The organism is Collinsella sp. SGI.184 (assembly GCF_050313415.1).
GTDB lineage: Bacteria > Actinomycetota > Coriobacteriia > Coriobacteriales > Coriobacteriaceae > Collinsella.
In genome coordinates this window covers 30839-52446 of record NZ_JBNPLJ010000009.1, presented here as the reverse complement: position 1 = coordinate 52446, position 21608 = coordinate 30839, and the positions used below count along the sequence as shown (strand labels likewise).

Annotated in this window: 17 protein-coding genes; 4 read left to right on the top strand and 13 right to left on the bottom strand. The window is 60.7% G+C overall.

Annotation, left to right across the window (positions count from 1 at the left end):
• The first annotated feature begins 87 nt into the window (after positions 1 to 87).
• Positions 88 to 579, top strand: a complete 492-nt coding sequence (locus ACQRAJ_RS04595; RefSeq protein WP_427728452.1) for a hypothetical protein — start codon at positions 88 to 90, stop codon at positions 577 to 579.
• Positions 580 to 679: 100 nt separating this feature from the next.
• Here the strand turns inward: ACQRAJ_RS04595 and ACQRAJ_RS04590 are convergent, their stop codons facing one another.
• Complete coding sequence (locus ACQRAJ_RS04590; RefSeq protein ID WP_427747841.1) at positions 680 to 2146, bottom strand: ATP-binding protein; 1467 nt, start codon at positions 2144 to 2146, stop codon at positions 680 to 682.
• A 576-nt stretch (positions 2147 to 2722) separates the two neighbouring features.
• Between ACQRAJ_RS04590 and ACQRAJ_RS04585 the strand changes: the two genes are divergently transcribed.
• Both ACQRAJ_RS04585 and ACQRAJ_RS04580 read left to right on the top strand, forming a co-directional pair.
• Positions 2723 to 5767, top strand: coding sequence for an insulinase family protein (locus ACQRAJ_RS04585; RefSeq protein ID WP_427747840.1), 3045 nt, complete (start codon positions 2723 to 2725; stop codon positions 5765 to 5767).
• Positions 5768 to 6156: 389 nt separating this feature from the next.
• Positions 6157 to 6753 carry a 5-formyltetrahydrofolate cyclo-ligase gene (locus ACQRAJ_RS04580; protein WP_427747839.1) on the top strand — a complete coding sequence of 199 codons (597 nt, stop codon included), beginning with the start codon at positions 6157 to 6159 and terminating at the stop codon, positions 6751 to 6753.
• Positions 6754 to 6844: 91 nt separating this feature from the next.
• On the opposite strand, the gene metA is transcribed toward ACQRAJ_RS04580, so the two are convergent.
• Entirely contained in the window at positions 6845 to 7771 is a 927-nt protein-coding gene (metA, locus tag ACQRAJ_RS04575) for a homoserine O-acetyltransferase MetA (RefSeq protein WP_427719472.1), read from the bottom strand.
• 211 nt (positions 7772 to 7982) lie between these two features.
• Between metA and ACQRAJ_RS04570 the strand changes: the two genes are divergently transcribed.
• Positions 7983 to 8960, top strand: a complete 978-nt coding sequence (locus tag ACQRAJ_RS04570) for an L-lactate dehydrogenase (RefSeq protein WP_152067319.1) — start codon at positions 7983 to 7985, stop codon at positions 8958 to 8960.
• Positions 8961 to 9342: 382 nt separating this feature from the next.
• Here the strand turns inward: ACQRAJ_RS04570 and ACQRAJ_RS04565 are convergent, their stop codons facing one another.
• From ACQRAJ_RS04565 to ACQRAJ_RS04515, 11 genes are all read right to left on the bottom strand, one after another.
• Positions 9343 to 10311: an SIS domain-containing protein gene (locus ACQRAJ_RS04565; RefSeq protein ID WP_427747838.1), complete on the bottom strand. Its 969-nt coding sequence runs from the start codon at positions 10309 to 10311 to the stop codon at positions 9343 to 9345.
• Between the two features lie 144 nt (positions 10312 to 10455).
• On the bottom strand, positions 10456 to 11211 hold the full coding sequence (locus ACQRAJ_RS04560) for a GntR family transcriptional regulator (protein ID WP_427747837.1): 756 nt from the start codon (positions 11209 to 11211) through the stop codon (positions 10456 to 10458).
• Between the two features lie 2 nt (positions 11212 to 11213).
• Positions 11214 to 13190, bottom strand: a complete 1977-nt coding sequence (locus ACQRAJ_RS04555) for a RecQ family ATP-dependent DNA helicase (RefSeq protein ID WP_427747836.1) — start codon at positions 13188 to 13190, stop codon at positions 11214 to 11216.
• A 398-nt stretch (positions 13191 to 13588) separates the two neighbouring features.
• Positions 13589 to 14308 carry a GntR family transcriptional regulator gene (locus tag ACQRAJ_RS04550; protein WP_427728466.1) on the bottom strand — a complete coding sequence of 240 codons (720 nt, stop codon included), beginning with the start codon at positions 14306 to 14308 and terminating at the stop codon, positions 13589 to 13591.
• Between the two features lie 142 nt (positions 14309 to 14450).
• Positions 14451 to 15458: a YitT family protein gene (locus ACQRAJ_RS04545; RefSeq protein ID WP_427719479.1), complete on the bottom strand. Its 1008-nt coding sequence runs from the start codon at positions 15456 to 15458 to the stop codon at positions 14451 to 14453.
• Between the two features lie 206 nt (positions 15459 to 15664).
• Positions 15665 to 16294, bottom strand: a complete 630-nt coding sequence (locus tag ACQRAJ_RS04540) for an HAD family hydrolase (RefSeq protein ID WP_427728927.1) — start codon at positions 16292 to 16294, stop codon at positions 15665 to 15667.
• A 157-nt stretch (positions 16295 to 16451) separates the two neighbouring features.
• Entirely contained in the window at positions 16452 to 17435 is a 984-nt protein-coding gene (locus ACQRAJ_RS04535) for an SIS domain-containing protein (protein ID WP_427728925.1), read from the bottom strand.
• Positions 17436 to 17633: 198 nt separating this feature from the next.
• Entirely contained in the window at positions 17634 to 18467 is an 834-nt protein-coding gene (locus ACQRAJ_RS04530) for a PTS system mannose/fructose/sorbose family transporter subunit IID (RefSeq protein ID WP_427728924.1), read from the bottom strand.
• 13 nt (positions 18468 to 18480) lie between these two features.
• A complete protein-coding gene (locus ACQRAJ_RS04525; RefSeq protein WP_154518546.1) occupies positions 18481 to 19275 on the bottom strand; it encodes a PTS mannose/fructose/sorbose/N-acetylgalactosamine transporter subunit IIC in 795 nt (264 codons plus the stop codon).
• Positions 19276 to 19311: 36 nt separating this feature from the next.
• Complete coding sequence (locus tag ACQRAJ_RS04520) at positions 19312 to 20235, bottom strand: PTS mannose/fructose/sorbose transporter subunit IIAB (RefSeq protein ID WP_154518543.1); 924 nt, start codon at positions 20233 to 20235, stop codon at positions 19312 to 19314.
• A gap of 183 nt (positions 20236 to 20418) precedes the next feature.
• Complete coding sequence (locus tag ACQRAJ_RS04515) at positions 20419 to 21501, bottom strand: DMT family transporter (protein ID WP_427728920.1); 1083 nt, start codon at positions 21499 to 21501, stop codon at positions 20419 to 20421.
• Positions 21502 to 21608 lie beyond the last annotated feature (107 nt).

Here is a 21608-nt window from a genome sequence, read left to right as displayed (position 1 = left end):
ATACCCCGCTATCCCACTCCCCTGTATACTGATGTAGCACATGTTTCATCCGGGCTTATTGGGCCGGATTGTTCATGGGAGGGTCTTATGGCTGCTTCGAATCCGCCTAAGGGAAGCGTTTCTTCTTCGTCCATCAAGCCGGTGACGCGCAAGGCCGTGCGCTGCCAGCGCGAGGTCGCTTGGCTTGTCACGCAGGCGGCGGGCAGGCTCGTGGCGACCACGGAGGACGTCAATGCGCCTACGCCGAGCTTTGTGTTAGCGGCGGCGCTGGATTTTGTGCGCCAATTGGAGCTTGCCGCACAGGATGCCAGCGGCCACCTCGACTACCAGAATGTTATGGCGCCCGACCTGCAAACGTTCTGCCACATGGCCAAGTTGCCCGCCGCGCCCAATGCACTTTCGGACGCGGGCTACATGTTTACGCTTTCGGGCGCGGACCTTATCCGCGACATCTATGCATACTGCAGCGAGCTCGCCGAGCGCCACGTCTTTGGCACGGCAGAAATCAAACCGGGAAATGTCATCAAGCTGGTTCTTAGGCTGTTCCTGATGGATGGGTTCGGGACTATGCCAGCGTAAGCCGGATTTTTAACTTCGCCGTCGACTGGGCAACAACCGCCTTACCTTAGCGGGCGCCAATCGAGAGTCGATTATTGGGTCACCTCGTCCGCTGGCGCATTTATTCCGCACGCTCCGACAGTCGATACTTGCGGTTGCGACTCGTCGCCGGCGCTGTAGGCTCAAGCTCGCCTTGAGCAATGAGTGTGTTGACGCGCGACCTAACCTGGGAAATTGTGAGCCCTGTGTGCTCCGCCAACTCGCGCGTACCCAGCTCACCGCAACGCTTAAGTGCCGCCACAATTAAGTCACCGCCGTGGTCGACCGGCTCGACCTTTGAGCGATAGAGAACCACTTTGAACCGATCGAATCCCGGGCAGAACAGGGGCTCGGCCAAACCATGAGCACACATGGCGTCGATCATCATCGGAATGCCCGAGCCATTGCCCTCAGCCGGCGAACCTGCGCCATCCGGCAGCGGAACAATCGACATGAGTTTCATGAGCGTCGCGTTGCGGCACCGGGAGCTGCCGTCAAACAAGTTCTCGCGAGTCTTTCCTCCGTATAGGCCGCCGGGGTTCGTCACTTCGATACGGTCATCAAAGACGTCAACAGCGACCGACTGCCCACAGAACCGATCTCCGTATTCTCGGTGGATTACGGCGTTGGCGATTGCCTCGCGCAGGACCTCCTCGGGAATCTCCAGCGAGTCGACACGCGAGACGCCTTGGATCGTCGAGGTTCGCCGCAAATTCTTGGCGACTGCCGCGACGGCATCCGAGATCATTTCGCCCAACGTTCCCTCGCAGATCGTACGGTCCATGAACCTCAACGACCCCGCCGCGCCCTTCTGCGTTCCGGCATAGACCGCCACATCGATAAAGAGCTTAGGATAGAACTGCTGAGGATAGGCACCCGCAGCCAGGAGCCCGGCCTTAGTAACTTTGCCCTGGGAGTCGAGGAAATTCAGGCGCTCCAGCTTCGTTTTCTTGTCCGGCGCGCCGCGCATTGCCCGAGGTGTCAGCGAGAAAGCACGCTCTATCGTGCGATCGGCCAGTGCCTCGTCAAGATCGCCTGCAACCGCGCCGGGCACTGCATCGCGATCGCTAGGACTCGTCCGCTCGTATGACGACAGTGCCAAAACCTCGGTCGATGAAAGTGGCACGTCTTTGTCATCAATGCGCTTGTAGCTGCCGCCCTGGGCGCCGCGTTCTATTACATAGCAGGGCTTGCTCGACGGGTCGAGCTCCTCAATCGTGATAACGAGAACCACGGTGCCCCGAAGCTCCACGCGCTCAATAGTGTATTTGGGCGGATTGGCCAGTTTTCCGCGACCGCCGGCATCACCCATGCCTGCGACAAATTGGTTGAGCACCTTCTCGGTCTCAAAGTCCTCAACCGGGACAAAGCCCGCGCGCTCGCTCACGCCGAGCACGATAATTCCGCCGGCGGTATTCGCGAATGCGCTAACCGTTTCCCATACGTCGCGAGAAAGCGTCGTGGCGCTCTCCTTGACCTCGACGCTAAGATCGTCCGAGCCCATGCGCCTTAAAGACTCGAGCAGACCGATCAGCTCGTTCTCGTTCATCTGCACGTCCTTTCGCTCGGTCCGGCGGAGAATGCCGCGAATAGATTTCCTTCGTCTCTCAGTTATCTCTCGTAATTATCTCTTGTCTCTCTGTTATCTCTCGTATTAGAGATGAGTGAAAGATGAGAGATAAGATATCTACCATCTGTTTCATTTAAACATGTTTTTGCTGGTAGAACAATCAGTATTGAGACAATACCGTGATTTCTTGTCTCTTTGCTGCTCAGTTATCTCTCATATTCATCTCTCGTCTTTCTGTTATCTCTCGTATTAGTGACGAATGAGAGATGAGAGATGAGAGATGCGCGGGCGGCGGATGAGCGTGGATTTTGGACGGTCGGGAAATGAGGGTGGATATTTGGACGGTTTTTGGACGTTTTGAGGCTGATTCCGTCCGAAAATCCACTCTCATTCGATAGGCGTCCAAGTTTCCACGCTCGCGCGGCGGGCACGCGGGGCCTTTGTCCAATCCGCCGACATCGTCTCCAGTTCGCCGCAGAGCCGCAGCCCCATATGGGTATACTCACGAGGATTCGACTCGATTCGCCCCCGCTGGGGCGTCAAAGGAGACTGCATATGCCCACCACCTCAACCGACCCGCGCGCCGCTGCCGCCGCGCTGCTGGTGCCCGGCACCACCTGTCACGGCTTTGCCGTCGAGCGCTGCGAGACCGTGCCCGAGCTCGACTCGGACGCCTACGTGCTGCGCCACACCGCCTCGGGCGCCCGCCTGCTGTACCTGGCGTGCGACGACGAAAACAAGGCTTTTGCCATTGGCTTTAAGACGCCGCCGGCCGATTCCACCGGCGTGTTCCATATCCTCGAGCACTCGGTGCTGTGCGGATCGGCCAAGTTTCCCGTCAAGGAGCCGTTCGTCGACCTGATCAAGAGCTCCATGCAGACGTTCCTCAACGCCATGACCTACCCCGACAAGACCATCTACCCCGTTGCCACCACCAACGAGCAGGATCTGTACAACCTGATGGACGTGTACCTGGACGCGGTGTTCAACCCGGCCATCTATACCAAGCCCACCATTTTTGAGCAGGAGGGCTGGCACTACGAGCTGGACCTGCCGAAGGGCGCCGAGGGCGAGGGCAACGGCAGTTCCGCAAGCCTGCGCGAGGGAACGCTACGCTATAACGGCGTGGTGTTCAACGAGATGAAGGGCGCGCTGTCCGACCCCATGAGCGTGCTGGACGACGCCGTCAACGCCGCGCTTTATCCCGACACCGCCTATGCGCACGAGAGCGGCGGCGACCCGCGCGCGATTCCTGCGCTCACCTACGAGCAGTTCCTGGACACGCACGCGCGCCACTACAATCCTTCCAACTCCTACATCACGCTCTACGGCGACCTGGATGTGGACCGTGCACTGGCCTTTTTGGACGAGCGCTATCTGTCGCAGCCAAGTGCCGCGAGCCGCCGCATGGACGCAGCCGTCGCCGCCGGCGAGGACCCGTCCACGCTGGCGCCCAATCCGCTGGTCGTGCAGGCGCCCGTGACCTGCGAGTACAAGCGCGTCGAGATGGCAACCACACCCGAGAACGCCCTGGTGGGCCTGGGTCTTGTGCTGGGCAGCGCGCTCGACCGCAAGCGCACGATCGCGGCGGACATCCTGTTCGAGGCACTGCTGGGTTCCAACGAGGCACCGGTTAAGAAGGCCATTCTGGCCGCCGGCCTGGGCGGCAACGTGGTGAGCTACACCGCGGCCGAGAGCCTGCAGCCCTACGAGCTCATCATGCTGCAAAACGCTCAGCCCGGCGTGGCGCGCGAGCTGCGCCGCGTGTTCCAGGACGCCTGCCGCGACCTGTGCGAGCACGGCGTTCCGCGCGAGCGCCTGGAGGCCATCATCAGCAGCAACGAATACGACCTGCGCCAGCGCGACTACGGTATCGCCGACGGCGTGGCCATTGCATGCGACGCGCTGAGCACCTGGCTCTACGATGACGACGCCGCGACGCTGGCGCTCAAGTACGGCCCGGTGTACGAGGAGCTGCGCGGCGAGCTGGACGGCAGCTACTTTGAGGACCTGCTGCGCGAGCTCGTGCTGGAAAACGACCACATGGCGCTGGTCGAGCTGGTTCCGGTGGATGCCGCCGAGGGTGCGGAGAGCGCCGAGGCCGCCGAGCTGGTAGCCAAGCGCGATGCCATGACCGATGCCGAGCTGGCCGATGTGGTCGAGCGCACGGCTGCGCTGCGCGCCGCGCAGGAGGCGGATGACGCGCCCGAGGCCAAGGCCACGCTGCCACGCCTGCGCGTGTCCGACATTGGCGAGGCACGCCCCGAGCCGCCGCTGGTCGTGGACACGACCGCGCCCATCCCCTGCCTGCGCCACGGCATCCCCACCAACCGCTTGGCCTACGCCATGCAGTATTTCGACCTGAGCTGCGTCGCGTTTGAAGACCTGCCCTATGTGACCCTGCTCTGCCGCCTGCTCAAACAGCTACCCACGAGCGAACACTCGGCCGAGGAGCTCGACAACCTCATCGCCGGCAAGCTGGGCTTTTTGAGCTTTACGACCGAGGTCATGACCCAGCCCGACGTGGACGGCGTGCGCCCCTACCTGCTAGTGAGCGCCGGCGCCCTGTCCGAAAAGATCGATGCGCTGGCGAGCCTGCCGCGCGAGGTGTGGTCGAGCACGCTGTTGCTCGATGCCGAAGCCGACCGCGTGCGCGACGTGCTCACGCAGATTCGCATTGGGCTTGAGCAGGGCTTCATTAACAACGGTCACTCGGCGGCGCTCGGTCGCGCGATGAGCTACAGTTCGCCTTCGGCCGTGGTGCGCGAGCAGCTTTCGGGCGTGGACTTCTACCTGTTCCTGCGCGATCTGCTCGACCACTTTGATGAGCGCCTGGACGACCTGCGCGCCAAGCTTGCCGAGCTGGCAGGCCGCATCTTTGTGTCCGATGGCTGTCTGGCGAGCTTTACCGGCAGCGATGAGGACTTTGACGCGTACTGGGCCGCCGCGGGCGACCTGGGGTTGGGCGCGGGCGACGGTGCTGTTGCCGGCCGCGACACGCTCGTGGTGCCGACGCCGTGCGACCGCCACGAGGCTTTTGTCATCCCCAGCGACATCTGCTTTGCGGCAAGCGCGTGCGACCCGCGTCGCCTGGGCATTGACGTGACGGGCGCCTGGGCGGTTGCCGCCAACGCGCTCTCCTACGACTACCTGTGGAACGAGATCCGCGTGAAAGGCGGGGCGTACGGCTGCGGATTCCGCGCGGCAGGTGAGCGTCAGGCGGCGTTCTACACCTACCGCGACCCGGCAATCGACCCCTCGATTGAGCGCGTGGCGCGCGCAGGCGAATGGCTCGGCGGTTTTGAGCCCGACGAGACAGCCTTTGAGGGCTTTATCGTGAGCTGCGTGAGCGGCATGGATGCGCCGGTGAAGCCGTACGCGCTCACCAAACGCCGCAACACGACCTACCTAGCCGGACTCAATCCGCATGCACGCGAGGAGCGCCGCGCCCAGATGCTCGCCGCCACGCCCGGTGAGCTGCGCTCGCTCGGCGCCGACGTGACGCGCATTGCAGCCGTCTCGCCCACCTGCGTCTTTGGCGGCCGAGACGTCATCGCCAAGAGCAACGCCGGCTTCAACGTCATCGACCTGCTGGGCTAACGCACAGCAAAGGTAGATTTTTGGGACATGCCTGAAAATCTACCTTTTCTTTTGCCGCTGCCTGGGCGGGGCAGCTCAGCCCGTCACACCAGTTTGTCTAAATCTGTAACATCTAGGCGGCAATATTGGCTCCAGATGTTACAAATCGAGACGTTTTCGGATGACGCCGGCCCTTTGTCTCAATCTGTAACATCTAGGCCCGATTTTGCCGAGTTACTGTTACAGATCGAGACACACCGCCGCGAACACCTACTCTTCGTCAAAACCCACGAAGGTGTCCATGAACTGCTCCCCTTGCGATGGTTTGCGTGGTGGTTTCGACATTTGACCAGATAAAACCTACCAAAATAAACCTGTCCCTTTTTGGTAGGTTTGAGAGAGGGGCCGGGATGGATAAGGCCGAGTTGCGGCGGGCGGTAATTGCCCGGCGCGATGCTCTAGATTTGGATATGCGGGCGGCAAAGTCTGCTGCTGTATGCGCGCGGCTCGTTGAGTTGCTGGGCGGCTCGGGTCCCGTGGCCCCGCGCACCGTTGCCGTCTATGCCGCCATGGGCTCCGAGGCAGATCCTGCCGCGTTTGCCGCAGCGGCCGCAAAACACGGCTGGCGCGTGGCCTATCCGTGCATGTTCTCGGCAGCTGACACCGTGGCTTGTGGCCAGCGCATGTGCATGCGGGCAGTTGCTGCCGGCGATGCGTCCGAGGCCCCGTTTATCGCCCACCCTACGCGGGCCTTCGCAGCCACGGACGTCGACAGCAGCCGCTTTCCTATCGTGCCTGCCGAGGCGCTCGATATGATCGTCGTGCCGCTCGTAGCCTTCGACCACACCGGCGCGCGCCTGGGCTATGGCGGCGGCTGCTACGACCGCTACCTGCCCACGCTCTCGCCCGCATGCCAAATCATCGGCATCGCCTTTGACGAGCAGCGTGTCGACCACGTTCCCACCGACACCCACGACCTGCCGCTGCCCCACATCATCAGCGCCTAACCGCCGTTGTATCGCACCCGCAAGATGGGCATCCGAAAATCCACGCTCGTCACGCCGCAGCCGCAGCCACAACCGCAACCGCGGCCGTAGCCTAGTGTTCCTCGCCGGCGCGGGCCAGGTCGTAGGGCGTGGTCTGGTAGACGTAGTAGTTGAGCCAGTTGGTGTAGAGCAGCTGGGCCTGGCTGCGCCAGACGTTGCGCGGCTCGGCGGTGGGGTCGTCACCTGGGAAGTAATGCGCCGGCACCTGGGGGTTGAGCCCGCGCTTCACGTCGCGCTCGTACTCCAGGCGCAGCGTGTCGGTATCGTACTCGGGATGGCCAAAGACAAAGAAGCGGCGGCTGTCGGTCGACTTGACGATGTACAGGCCCACCTCGTCTGATACGGCCACGACCTCAAGCTGCGGCTCGGCCTCCACGTCCTCGCGACGCACATCGGTATTGCGTGAGTGCACGGCATAGAAGCGGTCGTCAAAGCCGCGGACCAGCGGGCTTTGCGGCTTCACCAGATAATGCTCAAACACGCCGCTCGCCTTGGCCGGCAGGTCGCACTTCTGGATACCGTAATGATGGTAGAGCCCTGCCTGTGCACCCCAGCAAATATGCAGCGTAGAGTGCACGTGCGTGGTGGACCAATCCATGATCTGGCAGAGCTCGGGCCAGTAGTCGACCTCCTCGAACGGCATCTGCTCCACCGGCGCGCCCGTGATGATCAGGCCGTCGTAGTGGATATCGCGGATGTCGTCGAACGTACGGTAGAACGTCTCCAGGTGGCCGGCACTCACGTGCGTGGCCTCGTGCGTCTTGGTGCGTAGCAGGTCCACCTCTACCTGCAGCGGCGTGTTGGAGAGCTTGCGCATGATCTGCGTCTCGGTGGCGATCTTGGTGGGCATGAGGTTGAGGATGAGCACGCGCAGCGGACGGATGTCCTGGTGCAGCGCGCGGTACTCGGTCATGACAAAGATGTTCTCGCTCTCGAGCTGCGCGGCGGCAGGGAGGGCGTCAGGGATGCGAATGGGCATGGATGCTCCTTACGAGTCAGTTGCAGCTATGGTACAACGAGCGGCCCCATCCGCGCGAGTGCATCGCCCCGAGACACCGTCAGCGGCCCAAATCACTCCAAAAGTAGAGATTAAGGCATGTCCCAAAAATCTACGGCGCTTTAGCCTAGCAAAGTGGCAGCAGGACGCTACAATGGTTCGATGCGAAAAACTCGGCCGAAAGGATACGTATATGTACCAGACGCGTAAGATCGGTGTGGTCGGCCAGGGCCACGTAGGAGCACATGTCGCCAACAGCCTGCTCATGCAGGGCATTGCCGATGAGCTGTACCTCTGCGATATCAACGAGGCAAAGGTGACGTCCGAGGTCCAAGACCTGCGCGACTCCCTTTCGTTTGTTCCGTACAACACCAAGATCGTCAACTGCTACGACCACTACGAGGAGCTGGCCTGCTGCGACGTCATCGTCAACGCCGCCGGCAAGGTCGCACTGGCCGCCGGCAACCGCGACGGCGAGCTGTTCTTTACCACCGACGCCGCCCGCACCTTTGCCAAGCGCATCGTCGATGCCGGCTTCGACGGCATCTTCGTGAGCATCTCCAACCCCTGCGACGTCGTGTGCACCGAGCTGTGGCACCTGACCGGCTACGATCCCAAGAAGATCATCGGCTCGGGCTGTGGCCTGGACTCTGCCCGCCTGCGCACCGAGATCTCCAAGAAGGTCGGGGTGAGCCCCAAGTCCATCGACGCCTACATGATCGGCGAGCATGGCTTTAGCCAGCTGGCCGCCTTTAAGGCCGCAACCATCGCCGGCAAGAGCCTCAACGAGCTTCAGGCCGAGAACCCCGACAAGTACGCCTTCGACCACATGGAGGTCGAGGAGCTCGCACGCAAGGGCGGCTATGTGACCTACGCCGGCAAGCAGTGCACCGAGTACGCCGTTGCCAACTCCGCCGCGCGCGTCTGCGCCGCCGTGCTGCACAACGAGCACGCCGTGCTTTCGGCCTCTACGCTTATGACCGGCCAGTATGGCGAGGAGGGCATCTTTACCTCCCTGCCGTGCGTGATCGGCGCCGAGGGCGTCGAGGAGGTCTACACGCTCGACCTTTCCGAGCACGAGCTCGAGGGCTTCCACAAGAGCTGTCAGCACATCCGCGACAACATCGCCCAGCTCGACTGGTGGGACGCCGAGGCCTACGACGCCAAGTAGTCCGCCGGTTGATGCGACAACTCACTCATACGGACACAATGTAAAGCGGGCCGCGCCGGAAACCCACCGGCGCAGCCCGTTTTTTGACTCACGCGACACGCTTGCAGATTTAGGTCTAATACTTTTCCCGAAAAGTGAACGAGCAAAAACGAGCCCCCGAAGCATCGGCACTTTGTGGAGACCATTTCCTGCAGTTCCATTAAGATTTTCCTGCTGTTTTGGCGTCAAAAAATGTCGATGCTTCGGGGGTTCAAAATAGGTCGTTCACTTCTCGGAAAAAGTATTTGACTTCGTTTTTCGACAAACAGAAAGGGGCGCCGTAACGCAAACGGAGCCCGCGCTTGGCGAAGGACCCGTCATGAAAAATCGCGTTCCCCGTTACCTAGTACCGCTCGACGCCCATGTAGCGGCGAACCTCGGGACTGTGGTCAAATACCTTGCCGCGGGCGGCGCGCAGCTCACAGCTCATCGCATAGAAGAAGATCGGCTCCAGGTACGAACGCACGCTGGCGGGCACCTCGCCCACGCCGTACTCAAGCGCATCGAGCACCATGACTGTATCGGTGTGCGTGTTGAGAAATGCCAGTGCGCGCTCCTCCATGGGGCGGCACTCGCCAGCGCCAAGCTGCACAAAGTAGAACACGCCGGGCTCGGTAGCCTCGAAGGGACCGTGGAAATACTCGCCGGAGTGGATGTAGCAGCAGTGCTGCCACTGCATCTCCATGAGCGAGCAGATGGCCATGGCGTAGGTCTGGCTAAAGTTGGGGCCGGAGCCCAGGATATAGAAGAACTTGTGCTGCTGGCAGAGCTCGGCAAAGCGATCGCCCAGCTCGGCGTTGACCTTCTCGCGGGCAGCGGGCAGCAGTGCGTCCATCTGCTTAAGGCCGGCGTACATGTCGGCGAGCGCCTCGTAGCCCTCCTGCTGGTCGAGCAGCTCGGCGGCGATCAGAGCGCCGATGCCCTGCGGAACTTCGGCCTGCGACTCGCCCTTGCCCCACGGGTAAACCCAGGTGGTCCACTTGCCGTTATCGATCTTGGAGCCCGCGTAGTCAGTCATAGTCACGACCTCGGCACCGGCGGCCAGCGCCATCTCGCAGCCGTCGACGACCTCTTGCGTGTTACCGCTGTGGCTACAGGCGATGACGAGTGACTTCGGCCCTAGGCTCTTGGGGGCCATAAGGCAAAACTCGCGCGCCGTGTAGACCGTCGAGGTAAACGTGGTTGCCTCGCGCTTGAGCAGCTCATTAGCCGGCATAAGGTCAATCATCGAACCGCCGCAGGCGATCCAAAAGACATTCTCGATCTTACCCTTGCGCTCGATAATTTCCTGAACCAGATCGTGTGCGTTCACGGTGACGTTCCTCCCTGTGTGGCGGCTTTGAGCGACGAAAGCTCGTACCTGCGGTCGTTCTATGTTGTCCTATTTATAACACGCAAGCTGTCGCAGGTGAATTCATTTCACCAAACTTGTTCTGTATTGTTCTATCTATGGACGTTAGATGTCGAACACGTAGCGCGAGCCCACGATCTTTTGGCGCCCGAGCAGCAAGGGCCGCTCGTCCGCATCGGTAAAGTACGCCTCCATATAAAAGAGCGGCTCGCCGACCGGCACCTCCAACAGCGGGGCCGTCTGAGCATCGGCGAGCGCGATCTCCACGGTACAGGGATCGGACTTGAGCGGTGCGCGGCCCGAATGCACGGCAACGAGCGCAAAAATCGAATTGTCGGTGAGGTCCTCGTCGGCAAGCTGCTGCAGATAGGGATGGTCGGCCAGCACAAAGGCGTTGTTCTCGAGCATGACGGGCACGCCATCGGCCGTGCGCACGCGCTCGACCACGATGAGCTCGCAGCCGGGTTCCACGCCAAAAAACGCCGCGTCCTCGCGCGTCGCCGCAACCACCGTGCGCGACACCAGGCGCGCTCCGGCCGCCATGTCGTTGGCAGCGCAGGCCTCGGTAAAACTCTGGACGTCGCCTTTCTGGACAATCTTGCGCTTGAGCTTGGGCGCACACACAAACGTGCCCCTCCCCTGCTGACGGTTGAGATATCCCGCGCGCGACAACTCCTCAATGGCGCGACGCACGGTAATGCGCCCCACGCCGTAGGACTTCGCGAGCTCCATCTCGGAAGGAATGCGCGAGCCGGCAGCGTACACGCCGCGCGCGATCTCGCCCTTTAGGTCGTCCATAACCTGCTGGTACAGCGGCACGGCGGACACGTCAGTACGGTCGGTCTTGCTATCGGCTACCATCGTTACGCTCCATCCCGTGCATGCTCGGATTCAAACTCTTCAATCGCCGCCATAAACTGCTCGCCAAAGGCGTCGGCTTTTTTCTCACCAATGCCGTTGACCCGGATAAGCTCGTCGCGCGTCTGAGGGCGCAGGCGGCACAGACCGCGCAGGGCCTTATCGGAGAAGACCATGTACGGCGCCATCTCCAGCTCGGTCGAAATCTCCTTGCGGAGTGCCCGCAAGCGCTCGAACAGATCGGCATCGTCGCCCACGCGCGGGCGCTGATCCAGCTCGGCCTCCTCGCGCAGCAGATCCACCGCACGGCGGGCGCGGGCCGAGGCCTTGCGCTTGGATGCACGACGCTTAACGGTAAAGGCAAACGCCTCGTCCTCGACCTCGCCGGCACGCGGGCCCAGTCCCACGACCGGGTACTGTCCCTGTGAGGTTGCCAAATAACCGCGGCCGCACAGCTGGCCGATGATGTCCTTGATGCGCCCGACCGATTCGCTCGACAGCTCACCGTAGCCGCGGTCCTCGTCCAGATGCATCTGGCGAATGCGCTCGGTGTTGCCGCCGTGGAGCACGTCGGCGATCAGCGACTTGCCAAAACGCATGGGACGCGTAGCCACATAGCGCACGGCGGCGCGGGCCATATCGGTGACGTCCTCGACCTCGAACTGCGTGAGGCAGTTGCTACAGTTGCCGCAGCCCTCGGCGTCGTCCGTGGCGGCACCGCTAGCACCGGCTGCGGCGGTATGCTCGGCCGCAGCCTCGTCGCCAAAGTAGCGCAGCATGTATTCGCGCAGGCAGCCGGTGGTATTGCAGTAGCCCTCCATCTGGCTGAGCAGACGGTATCGATTCTGGAGCGCCCACGCGCGTTGCTCGTCATCGAGCGCCTCGTCGGCAACATCGCCGCGATCGATCAAAAAGCGACGCATACGAAAATCATTGCCGTTCCACAGCAAATGGCAGCTGGCTGGGTCGCCATCGCGGCCGGCGCGGCCCGCCTCCTGGTAGTACGCCTCGATGCTCTCGGGCACGTTGTTGTGAATCACGTAACGCACGTTGGGCTTGTCGATACCCATGCCAAAGGCGTTGGTGGCAACCATTACCTGGATATCGTCGTCGATAAAGGCGCGCTGGCTTTGCCGGCGGGCGTCGTTGCCCATGCCGGCATGGTAGCGGCCAACGCGAATGCCGCTGGAGCCCAGCGCCTCGGCAAGCTCGCTTGCCAGCGCATCGACGGTCTTGCGAGTCGAGCAATACACGATGCCGCTTTCGCTCGAATGTGCGATCACATAGTCGCGCACCCACGCGGCCTTGGCCTTGTCGCCCATCTCCTCGCAGCCAAAGTAGAGGTTCTTGCGATCGAAGCCCGTCACCACCGTCGCGGGGTTTTGCAGGCCGAGCATCTGCTGAATGTCCGCGCGCACGCGCTCGGTCGCCGTAGCGGTAAAGGCCGCCACGATGGGGCGCTGCGGCAGGGAATCGATGAACTCGCGAATCTGCAGGTAGGCGGGACGGAAATCCTGGCCCCACTGGCTTACGCAGTGAGCCTCGTCGATGGCCACGAGTGGCACGCCAATGCCGGCGGCGGCCTCCCGCGCAAAAGCTAAAAAGCGCGGCTCGAGCAGACGCTCGGGCGCCACGTACATAAGCTGGTAGCGGCCCTCGCGCGCCCGCTTGAGCACGGTGTTTTGCTGGGCCGGAGTAAGACTGGAGTTGAGATAGCTGGGTCGCGCACCCGCCGCGAGCAATGCACGGGTCTGATCCTCCATAAGCGACAGCAGCGGACTCACCACAAAGGTGATACCGGACAGCATGAGCGCGGGCACCTGGTAGCAAATGGACTTGCCGGCGCCCGTGGGCATAACGCCCAGCGCATCGCGGCCGGCAAGGATCGCATCGACCATGCGGTCCTGCCCCGGGCGAAACGAGGTGTAGCCAAAATAGGCGCCGAGCGTATCGAGCGCCATCTTCTGCATGCTATCGGTCATGGTTTCCTAACGTCCAAGTCATCTGCCGCCGATTATACGCCGCCACGCGGACCGGTGCCGCACGGCTGCCGGCCACGGGCAATGTAATCCGATGGGAACGAGCGTGGATAATCTCCCACTTTGAACCCGTACACAGGCCAAAAACGGTGGGTAGTCATTGGGGACATTCTTGACAAGCGCGGAAACGTCGCTGGTTGAGCATAAGTCAGCGAAAACGCCCCTAAGCGAGCAAGGTGACGTGAAAGAGGAGGGAAGCGTACTTCGGTACGCGACCGACGATTGAACGTCAGATTGCCGCTTAGGGGCGTTTGCAGCGTCGACCGGTCCGCCGTTCGTTAGAACGGCGGAACCAAAGGCGTAGCGTCGAGCCGTTACACGGTTTGGTAAAACCGCGTAACTTATATGACCATGACGTAGCGGCTACCCACGTAATACTGCTTGCCGAGCAAAACCGGCTCGCCATTGGGACCGGTAAAGCCGGCACGCAGGTTGAGCAGCGGATCGTGCGGAGCGATGCCCAGCTCGGCCGCCTGCTCGGCATTGGCGCGAACGGCCTCGACCGTGCGGTAGCCAGCCGAGGCAATCGGCGTTCCACCAACACGCTCGACCTCGGCAAAAATCGACTTGTCCTCAAGATCGGCCGTCAACAGCTCACGGTAGGCGTCAAAGGGCACAAAGATGTTCTCCTCAAAGATGGGCTCGCCGTCGGCCGTACGCACGCGCTTGATATGCAGCAGCAGCGCATCCTTCTGCAGGCCAAAGAACTCCATCTCGTTTTGGCGCGCCGGAACGATCTGGCGATCGATTACATGCGCGCCGGCCTTCATGCCATTGTCGGCACACAGCGCGGTAAACGTCTGCAGCATCGAGGCATGAAACTGGCGGTTGATGTGCGGCGTGGAGACAAACGTGCCACGGCCTTGCTGTTTAACCAGATAGCCATCGGAACACAGCTCCTCTACGGCGCGGCGCACCGTAATACGGCTCACCTCGTACTGCTCGGCAAGCTCAAGCTCGGACGGGATACGCTCCTTGGGTGCATAAACACCCTTCTCGATCGAATCCTTGATTTCGTCGTAAATCTGCTGGTACAGCGGCGCATTTTTGGGTGCAGGCATATCTAATCACTCTTATCGAAATATCGGAATAACAAATACGTATATAACGTCTAGTTTTATGTTACCTCATAACGATAAAACGATACACCCTCCCTACCAAAAAGGGACAGGATTGAGCAGAGCCGGCAAAATGCCAAATACCTTACTTGCCGTCGTCCTGCTGCAGGCTGTCCTGTTCGCTGAGGCGCACCTGCCTGCTGGCCATGCGTGCGGGCTTGTCGGGATCGGGAACGGCCGTGGGCATGGGTTCGTCGACATGACCGCCCCACCAACCGCCCACAAAGTTGAGCGTGTGGAACACGTTGATCACGGCGCCGGGATCAACCTCGCATACCAGCCTGATAATGTCCTGGCTCTCGTAGGTCGAGACAACGGTGTGCAGCAGGTACATCTTCTCGCGGCTGTATCCGCCGACGACCTCGGCGCAGCTAATGCCGTGCTGAAAATGGTTTACGTAGGCAGTCATGACCTCGTCTGCCTTACGCGTCGTGATCTGCAGCGTCACACGATCGTAGCGATGATAGAAACTGTCGATGGTCTTGGTCGAAATAAACTGAAACACAATGGAATACGCCGCCTTGTCCCAGCCAAACATAAAACCAAAGATTGCCAGGATAAAGCAGTTGAAGCCAAAGATGACGCCCCAGATGGTCTTGCCCGTGTGGTTGGAGACCCACAACGCGATAAAGTCGGTACCGCCGGTGGATGCGCCGGACTTAAGCGCGATGGCAGCACCCAGGCCCGAGACCACGCCGCCAAAAATGATGAGCATGATCTTGTCGCCCAAAAATGGAGCGAAGTGAAAAACGTTGAGGAACAGCGACGAGAGCACGACCTGCATCATCGAGAAGATGACGAAGCGCTTGCTAATGCCGTTCCAGCATAGGAGCGCCACGGGGATGTTGAGTGCGAGCATACCGAGCGAGATGTCGATGTGAACGCCACCTAGCGAGGTAACGCGATCGAGAAGGACCGCGACGCCGGTAAGACCACTCGGAAGCAGGTCAGCGGGCCAAATGAACGCCTGGATCAGGAATGTCTGGAGAACGGCAGAGACCGTGACTGCCACGGCAGTAATGGCACGGCGGACGATGGTGAGGCGGCCGAGTACGAGCACGCGGTCCGTGAGCTGATCGATGGCATCCGCCACGCAGGCTCCTTTCGAAGGCAGATATAGTTGTGGGGCATGCCCGCGATTGTAGCATGGAGCGTGCGGGGGCGCCTCAATTCACCCTCTCTCGACAACCATCAGAAGGACCGTGAGGCCGCTCAAAAGAAAAACGCCGTGAAGAGAGCGATCCCTTCACGGCGAATTCGGCATTTGCCCAGATAAAACCTGCCAAAATAAACCTGTCCCTAAATGGCAGGTAGGATGTCACACAGATTGTCGATGACAACGTCGGCGGCAGACTGGTCCAGGTTGACGCCCTCGTGCGGACGCAGCGCCAGGACGCGGGCGCCAGAGCGCTTGCCAGCCTCGATGCCCAGAGGCGAATCCTCGATAACCAGGCACTCGGCAGGCTCCACCCCCAGCGCCTCCATAGCACGCTGGTAGATCTCGGGGTCGGGCTTAAACGCACTGCACTCGTGACCGCTGATGGTGTAGTCCAGCACGTCGGCGATGCCGGCAATCTCCACCAGCTCGTCGATCAGCTCGCGATAGGACGAGCTCGCGATGGCACACTTCACGCCGCGCTCATGCAGCTCACGCATCACCGGCTCCGTCTGCTCGTTGAGAAGCTCGGCATACGGAACGGGGTGGTGCGGGCTGTAGACCTGCTTGTACTCCACGCGCAGGCGCTCACGCAGCTCAACATCGTCGGGTACCAGCGACTTCCAAATGGCCGGCTCGTTAGACCCCGAAAGGTCGGGGATCTCGTCAAAGTGGAACCCCTTCTCTTCCATAAACGCCACGCGGCGACGGTTGTAGAACCACTCGGTATCGACCAGCACGCCGTCCATGTCAAACAGCACTGCCTTGATCATACGCTCCTCCTTCCACCTGCCAAAAAGGGACAGGTTTATTTTGGTAGGTTTTATCTGGGGTTTGCGGCGCGACAAACACGCCCCCCAAAGCAAAAAAGGGGACGGGGCGAAAACCCCATCCCCTCTCAATCAACCCGTAAGGTCTACTTACTTGTGATTAGTAGGAAAGCTTCCACATGTAGCGACGCATGGTCAGCGGATGCTGACGGGCCTCGGCGATCTGGTTGCCGTACTCACGCATAACGGCGAGGTGCAGCAGCGGGTTGAAGTAGGTGACGACGCTCGCGGGCACGGCGTCAGCCAGGCCGTAGTCCTTGGAGTCGATCACAGCGACCTTGGCGCCCATGCGCTTAAGGAAGGTGAGGGCGCGGGCGTCCATCGGACGGGTAGCGCCATCGGACATGAAGAAGACGTAGGGCTTACCCTCGGTGGAAACCTCGAACGGGCCATGGAAGTACTCACCGGTGTTGTAGGCAGCGGCGTCGATCCACTGCATCTCGGTGAACAGGAAGGCGGCGTGAGAATAAGCCATCTTCTCGGAGGCACCGGAAGCCATGAAGTAGATCATCTTGTCGTCCTTGAAGTCCTGAGCGAACTGCTTGGCAAGACCCTTGGCGGACTGAGCGGCGTTCTCGCAGAGCTCGAAGACGTTGGTGAGGCCGGTGATCATGTCCTCGTAGTGGTCATAGCCCTCGGTCTGCTGAAGGATCTCGAGAGCAAGAGCGATGGCGTAGCCGGGCTTCTCGCACTTGGCAGCGTAGTTGGCGTGGAAGCCGTGGATGATGACGTGGTCGGCGTCGACGGTCAGAGCGGAGCCGGCCTTGTTGGTGAGAGAGACGACCGGGCAGTTGTGCTTCTTAGCGGTCTTGTTGGCCTCGACGGTCTCGGGCGTGGAGCCACCGAGGGAGCAGGTGATCACGAAGGTGTGCTCGTTGACCCAGGAGGGCGTGTCGTAGTTGAACTCGTTTGCGGTGAAGATCTGAACGTTCAGCTTGTCCGTGTTGTTGGCCAGGAAGTACTTGGCGGGGTAAAGGTCGGACATGGAAGCGCCGCAGCCAACGAAGGCGACGCTGTGGATCTCGTGGTTGGACAGGACGTCAGCGACGATCTGCTTAGGGAGGTTAAGGTCGATCTCGTACATCTGACACATTCCTTTCGATTTTTGCGGCGCCACTTTGCCGGACGTGCGCAGGATTACCGTGATTTGGACCGAGTCGCCGGCCCATTGAAGATGTGACATAGGGACTGTCCCTTTGACACATTTAGGGATGGAAGCCTGCCTGGGGTATGGGATGCCAGGCAGGCTCCCCGGGAAAAACGGTTAGACGCTTGGGCGCGACTAGGCCAGGATGCCGACCGCGGAGAGGGCGATGCCGCCCACGATGGCGATCACAAGAAGCCAACCGGTGTTGACGTTCTTCTTGATGAGCCAGTACATAAGGCCGGTGAGGCCAAGGGAAATCATCTGGGGCATCATGCCGTCCAGGATGTCCTGGATCACGACGGTGCCGTCAGCGAACTGCAGCGGGGTGGTGGCGCCGATCAGCGTTGCGATCATGCCGCCCACGGACATAAGACCCACGATGCCGCAGACATACATGAGCTTCTCCATGAGGTCGCCGCCCTGAAGCTTGCTCAGGTACTCGTGGCCGCCCTGATAGCCCATCTTGGCTGCGAACCACGTGATCAGCACGGAAGGCACGATGGAGATGAGCATGGCCAGGATCGGGCCCATGATGGAGCCCTGCTGAGCCAGCTGAACGCCCAGACCAAAGGCGATAACGCGGATGGTGCCCTGGAAGAAGGAGTCACCAATACCGGAAAGCGGGCCCATGAGGGAGGTCTTGACCGCGTTGATCGAATCGGGATCGAAGTTCTCGGGATCCTTGGCGTACTCCTCCTCCATGGAGGCGGCGAGGCCCAGGACGAAAGCGCTCGTCTGCGGAGTGCAGTTGTAGAACGCCATGTGACGGCGGTAAGCCTCTTTCTTGGCAGCGAGCTGCTTGGGGTCGGACTCATCCGGATAGAGGCGATCGAGCGTGGGAACCATGCCATAGAGGAAGCCCATGTTCATCTGACGCTCGTAGTTCCAAGAGGCCTGGATGGCCCAGGAGCGCCAGAAGAACTGGCTGACCTTCTTGTTCAGGGACACGTCCTTGGTTGCGGTTGCCATAGTGTGTTCCTCCTTAGTCTTCGTCGTCTTCGAGCGGATCGTAGTCGGAATCGACACCGGCGGCTGCATGGGAACCGTTGAACTTGAAGCCCATGAAGACGACAGCCAGGCACACACCGATCAGAGCGACCGCGATGACGGACAGGTTGAGGTAAGCGGCGAGCAGGAAGCCGATGAACAGGAACGGAGTCATACCCTTCTTGATCATCATGGTGAGCAGCAGGGCCAAGCCGTAGGCGGTCATGATCTTGGTCGAAACGTTAAGACCAGTGGACAGCCACTCGGGGACCATGTTGACGATGGCCTGAACCAGGTCGGTGCCAACAAAGACGGCGAGGAAGATCGGCAGGAAGTACATGACGGCGTACAGACCAGTGCCGACGCAGATGTGCATACGGTAGGCAGTCTTGAACTTTCCGTTATCGATCGCGCTATCTGCCACATGGGTGAGGGCGGCGATGATGGAACGGAACACGATGCCGAGGAGCTGACCCAGGACGGCGACCGGGATGGCGATCGTCATGGCAGTCTCGGCGGAAGCATCGGTCAGGCACGCAAAGGCAGCGGCCACGATGCCGCCCAGGACCATATCGGGCGGAACGGCAGCACCGACCTGCACCAGGCCCATGGACACGAGCTCGACGGCGGCACCGACGGCAAGGCCGGTGGGCACATCGCCCAGCAGCAGACCGACGAGCGTAGCGCCAACGAGGGGCTGCTCGAAGTTAAGACGACCGAGCAGGCGGGAGTCCCACATGCAGAACACGCCGACGAGGCCGACGAGCACCGCACTGATGAACGTATTCATACCCTTCTCCTTTCAGTCAGGCAAAAGCCTGGTTGACTACAGCTTGGCGTCGATGTCGACGCTCTGATACGTGGGGGTCTGCTGGACATAGAGCTTGATGCCCATGTCGAGCAGCTGGTTGATGTCGGCCTTCTGCGTGGCGTCGAAGAAGACGGAGCTGTCCTTGCCGCCGACCTGATCGGCACCGTCGTGGTTGGCGGTAGCGCCCAGGTTGATGGCGTCGAGCTTGTAGCCCTGGCAGAACTGCAGCATCTCGGCAGTGTTGCCAAAGACGAACATGACGCGCTCGCCGAGGGTGTTGAGCTTGTCCATCTTGGCGAGGGCACGCTCGACGGTGAAGACGTTCAGGCGCACGCCCTGGGGCTTGGCCAGCTTAAGAGCGCCCTTCTTGATGTCATCGTTGGCGGCAGCGTTGTCGACGACGATGATGCGCTCAGCCTGAACCTTGGTGGTCCAGGTAAAGACGACCTGACCGTGCAGCAGACGGTAGTCAAGACGTGCGAGGACGATCTTGGCGGGACCGGAGCTGTGACGGGACGCCTTGGCCTTCTTGGCGGGAGCCGCGACGGCCTCGACCGGTGCGTTGGGGTTGGTCAGACCAGTGCGGGCCTCGTTGATGAGGGCCGCGAGCTCGGTGCCCTTGACGGGGGCGGGGCTCATAGCGAGCGTGAGCGCCAGCGGGATGTTGAAACCGCTGACAACCGTGAACTTCGTGCCGTTCTTGGAAAGCTCGACCATGCTGTTGTTGACCGAGCTGCCGAGCATATCGGTCAGCACATAGACGGTGTCGTCCGCGTTGAACGTGGCGATCATGGCGTCCACCTTATTGGTGATGGGCTCCTTGTCGTCACGAGCAAGCGACACGACGTGGACGTTCGACACGTCGCCGAGAACCATCTCGAGCGTGTCTTTGGCGCCTGCGGCCAGGCCGCCATGAGATGCGAGAATGATCTGATTCATCTTGCCTCCTCCTTCTCGTTATGGTCATTATAACGTCTTATACGCTACTTATATTGATGATTAGTATAAAGACCGTTCGCGGTTAAAAATCGACCGTTTACGGGTTTAACGTACTCGAAACGTTGGGGCTGGATAAGCGGACACTGGCTGGATAACCCCAGGTCGGATGCCGCACGCAATTCCCTATCGCACGAAGTACCAGGGACTTTCCTGTACGGTGGGCTCCAGCGCGATGCCGGTGCGTTCCTTAAACAGATCCATGTCCTGCGATTTCTCCGTCCACCACGCGTTGGGCTTAAAGGTCATGCTCTCAATGACATGGCCGACAAACACACTGTTGCGCAGCTTGGAAAAGTCGGTATTCATGATCAGGATGGACGCGAGCACCAGCACGATGCCCAGGACCTTGATCGCGCCGGCGGGCTCGGCGTAGACACCAATGCCCAGCAGTACGGTGACAACTGTCTCGAATGACATTACGACGGGAACTTTCGACGTCTCGAGCCCCATGGACAGACCCTGCATATATAAGATGTAAGCCACGGCTGTGGGGATGAGTCCAAAGCCAAGGAACAGCAGCAGCAGCTGTGGCGACATTGCCGCGGCGACATCCGGCCACGGAGCCGCGATAGCTGCCATAACCGCACCGCCAAAAACAAAGCCCCAAAACGTGACAGCCAGCGGGTGGACCGTCTTGGTTGCTATTCGGCTAAACACCGCGAGCGACGCACCACAAAGGCCTGCAATCACACCCGACGTGACGCCCCAAACCGAAAAATGAAAACCGGAAAGGTCGCCATTGGTCACTGCAAGTACACAGCCAACGATGTTAAAGACAATGGCAACGAGCTTGTTAGGGGTCACGTCCTCGCGATAAAGCATGCGGCCGAGCATGACGCCAAACACCGGCGAGGTGTAGAGCAGCACCGAGGCCGTGGACATGCCCACCTCGCCCATGCACTCGTAATAGCAGGTGTTGGCGGCGGCCAAACCGACGATACCGACAAGCGCGCAGGGAACAAGCTCTTTAGGGCTTGCCTTGAACAGGGCCAGCGGACCCTGAGCCACGGTAGACCCCTCACCCGGGCGGCAGCCCATAAACATCAGGACCGGCGCCAAGATAAGCGCTCCGACCAACAAGCGAAAGGCAGCCATGCTCTGGGACGAAACGCCCATGGCCGAGATGCCGTTTACAAAGATTCCGATGCTGCCCCACATAAGCGCGGCGATCAGCACCAGCACATAGCCCAGATTGCTTTTCTTCAACGCAGCCTCCTCGGTATTGTTTCCAATATGTTTCATACTACGTTATAGTCGTTATATACATTTTTCAAGCCACAAATCGCCGAACGGAAAAATCTGCTCCCCCACAT

Excerpts from the sequence above, each read along its gene's own strand:
- ACQRAJ_RS04595 (WP_427728452.1), top strand. The coding sequence starts at position 88 with ATGGCTGCTTCGAATCCGCCTAAGGGAAGCGTTTCTTCTTCGTCCATC.
- ACQRAJ_RS04590 (WP_427747841.1), bottom strand. The coding sequence starts at position 2,146 with ATGAACGAGAACGAGCTGATCGGTCTGCTCGAGTCTTTAAGGCGCATG.
- ACQRAJ_RS04585 (WP_427747840.1), top strand. The coding sequence starts at position 2,723 with ATGCCCACCACCTCAACCGACCCGCGCGCCGCTGCCGCCGCGCTGCTG.
- ACQRAJ_RS04580 (WP_427747839.1), top strand. The coding sequence starts at position 6,157 with ATGGATAAGGCCGAGTTGCGGCGGGCGGTAATTGCCCGGCGCGATGCT.
- metA (WP_427719472.1), bottom strand. The coding sequence starts at position 7,771 with ATGCCCATTCGCATCCCTGACGCCCTCCCTGCCGCCGCGCAGCTCGAG.
- ACQRAJ_RS04570 (WP_152067319.1), top strand. The coding sequence starts at position 7,983 with ATGTACCAGACGCGTAAGATCGGTGTGGTCGGCCAGGGCCACGTAGGA.
- ACQRAJ_RS04560 (WP_427747837.1), bottom strand. The coding sequence starts at position 11,211 with ATGGTAGCCGATAGCAAGACCGACCGTACTGACGTGTCCGCCGTGCCG.
- ACQRAJ_RS04555 (WP_427747836.1), bottom strand. The coding sequence starts at position 13,190 with ATGACCGATAGCATGCAGAAGATGGCGCTCGATACGCTCGGCGCCTAT.
- ACQRAJ_RS04550 (WP_427728466.1), bottom strand. The coding sequence starts at position 14,308 with ATGCCTGCACCCAAAAATGCGCCGCTGTACCAGCAGATTTACGACGAA.
- ACQRAJ_RS04540 (WP_427728927.1), bottom strand. The coding sequence starts at position 16,294 with ATGATCAAGGCAGTGCTGTTTGACATGGACGGCGTGCTGGTCGATACC.
- ACQRAJ_RS04535 (WP_427728925.1), bottom strand. The coding sequence starts at position 17,435 with ATGTACGAGATCGACCTTAACCTCCCTAAGCAGATCGTCGCTGACGTC.
- ACQRAJ_RS04530 (WP_427728924.1), bottom strand. The coding sequence starts at position 18,467 with ATGGCAACCGCAACCAAGGACGTGTCCCTGAACAAGAAGGTCAGCCAG.
- ACQRAJ_RS04525 (WP_154518546.1), bottom strand. The coding sequence starts at position 19,275 with ATGAATACGTTCATCAGTGCGGTGCTCGTCGGCCTCGTCGGCGTGTTC.
- ACQRAJ_RS04520 (WP_154518543.1), bottom strand. The coding sequence starts at position 20,235 with ATGAATCAGATCATTCTCGCATCTCATGGCGGCCTGGCCGCAGGCGCC.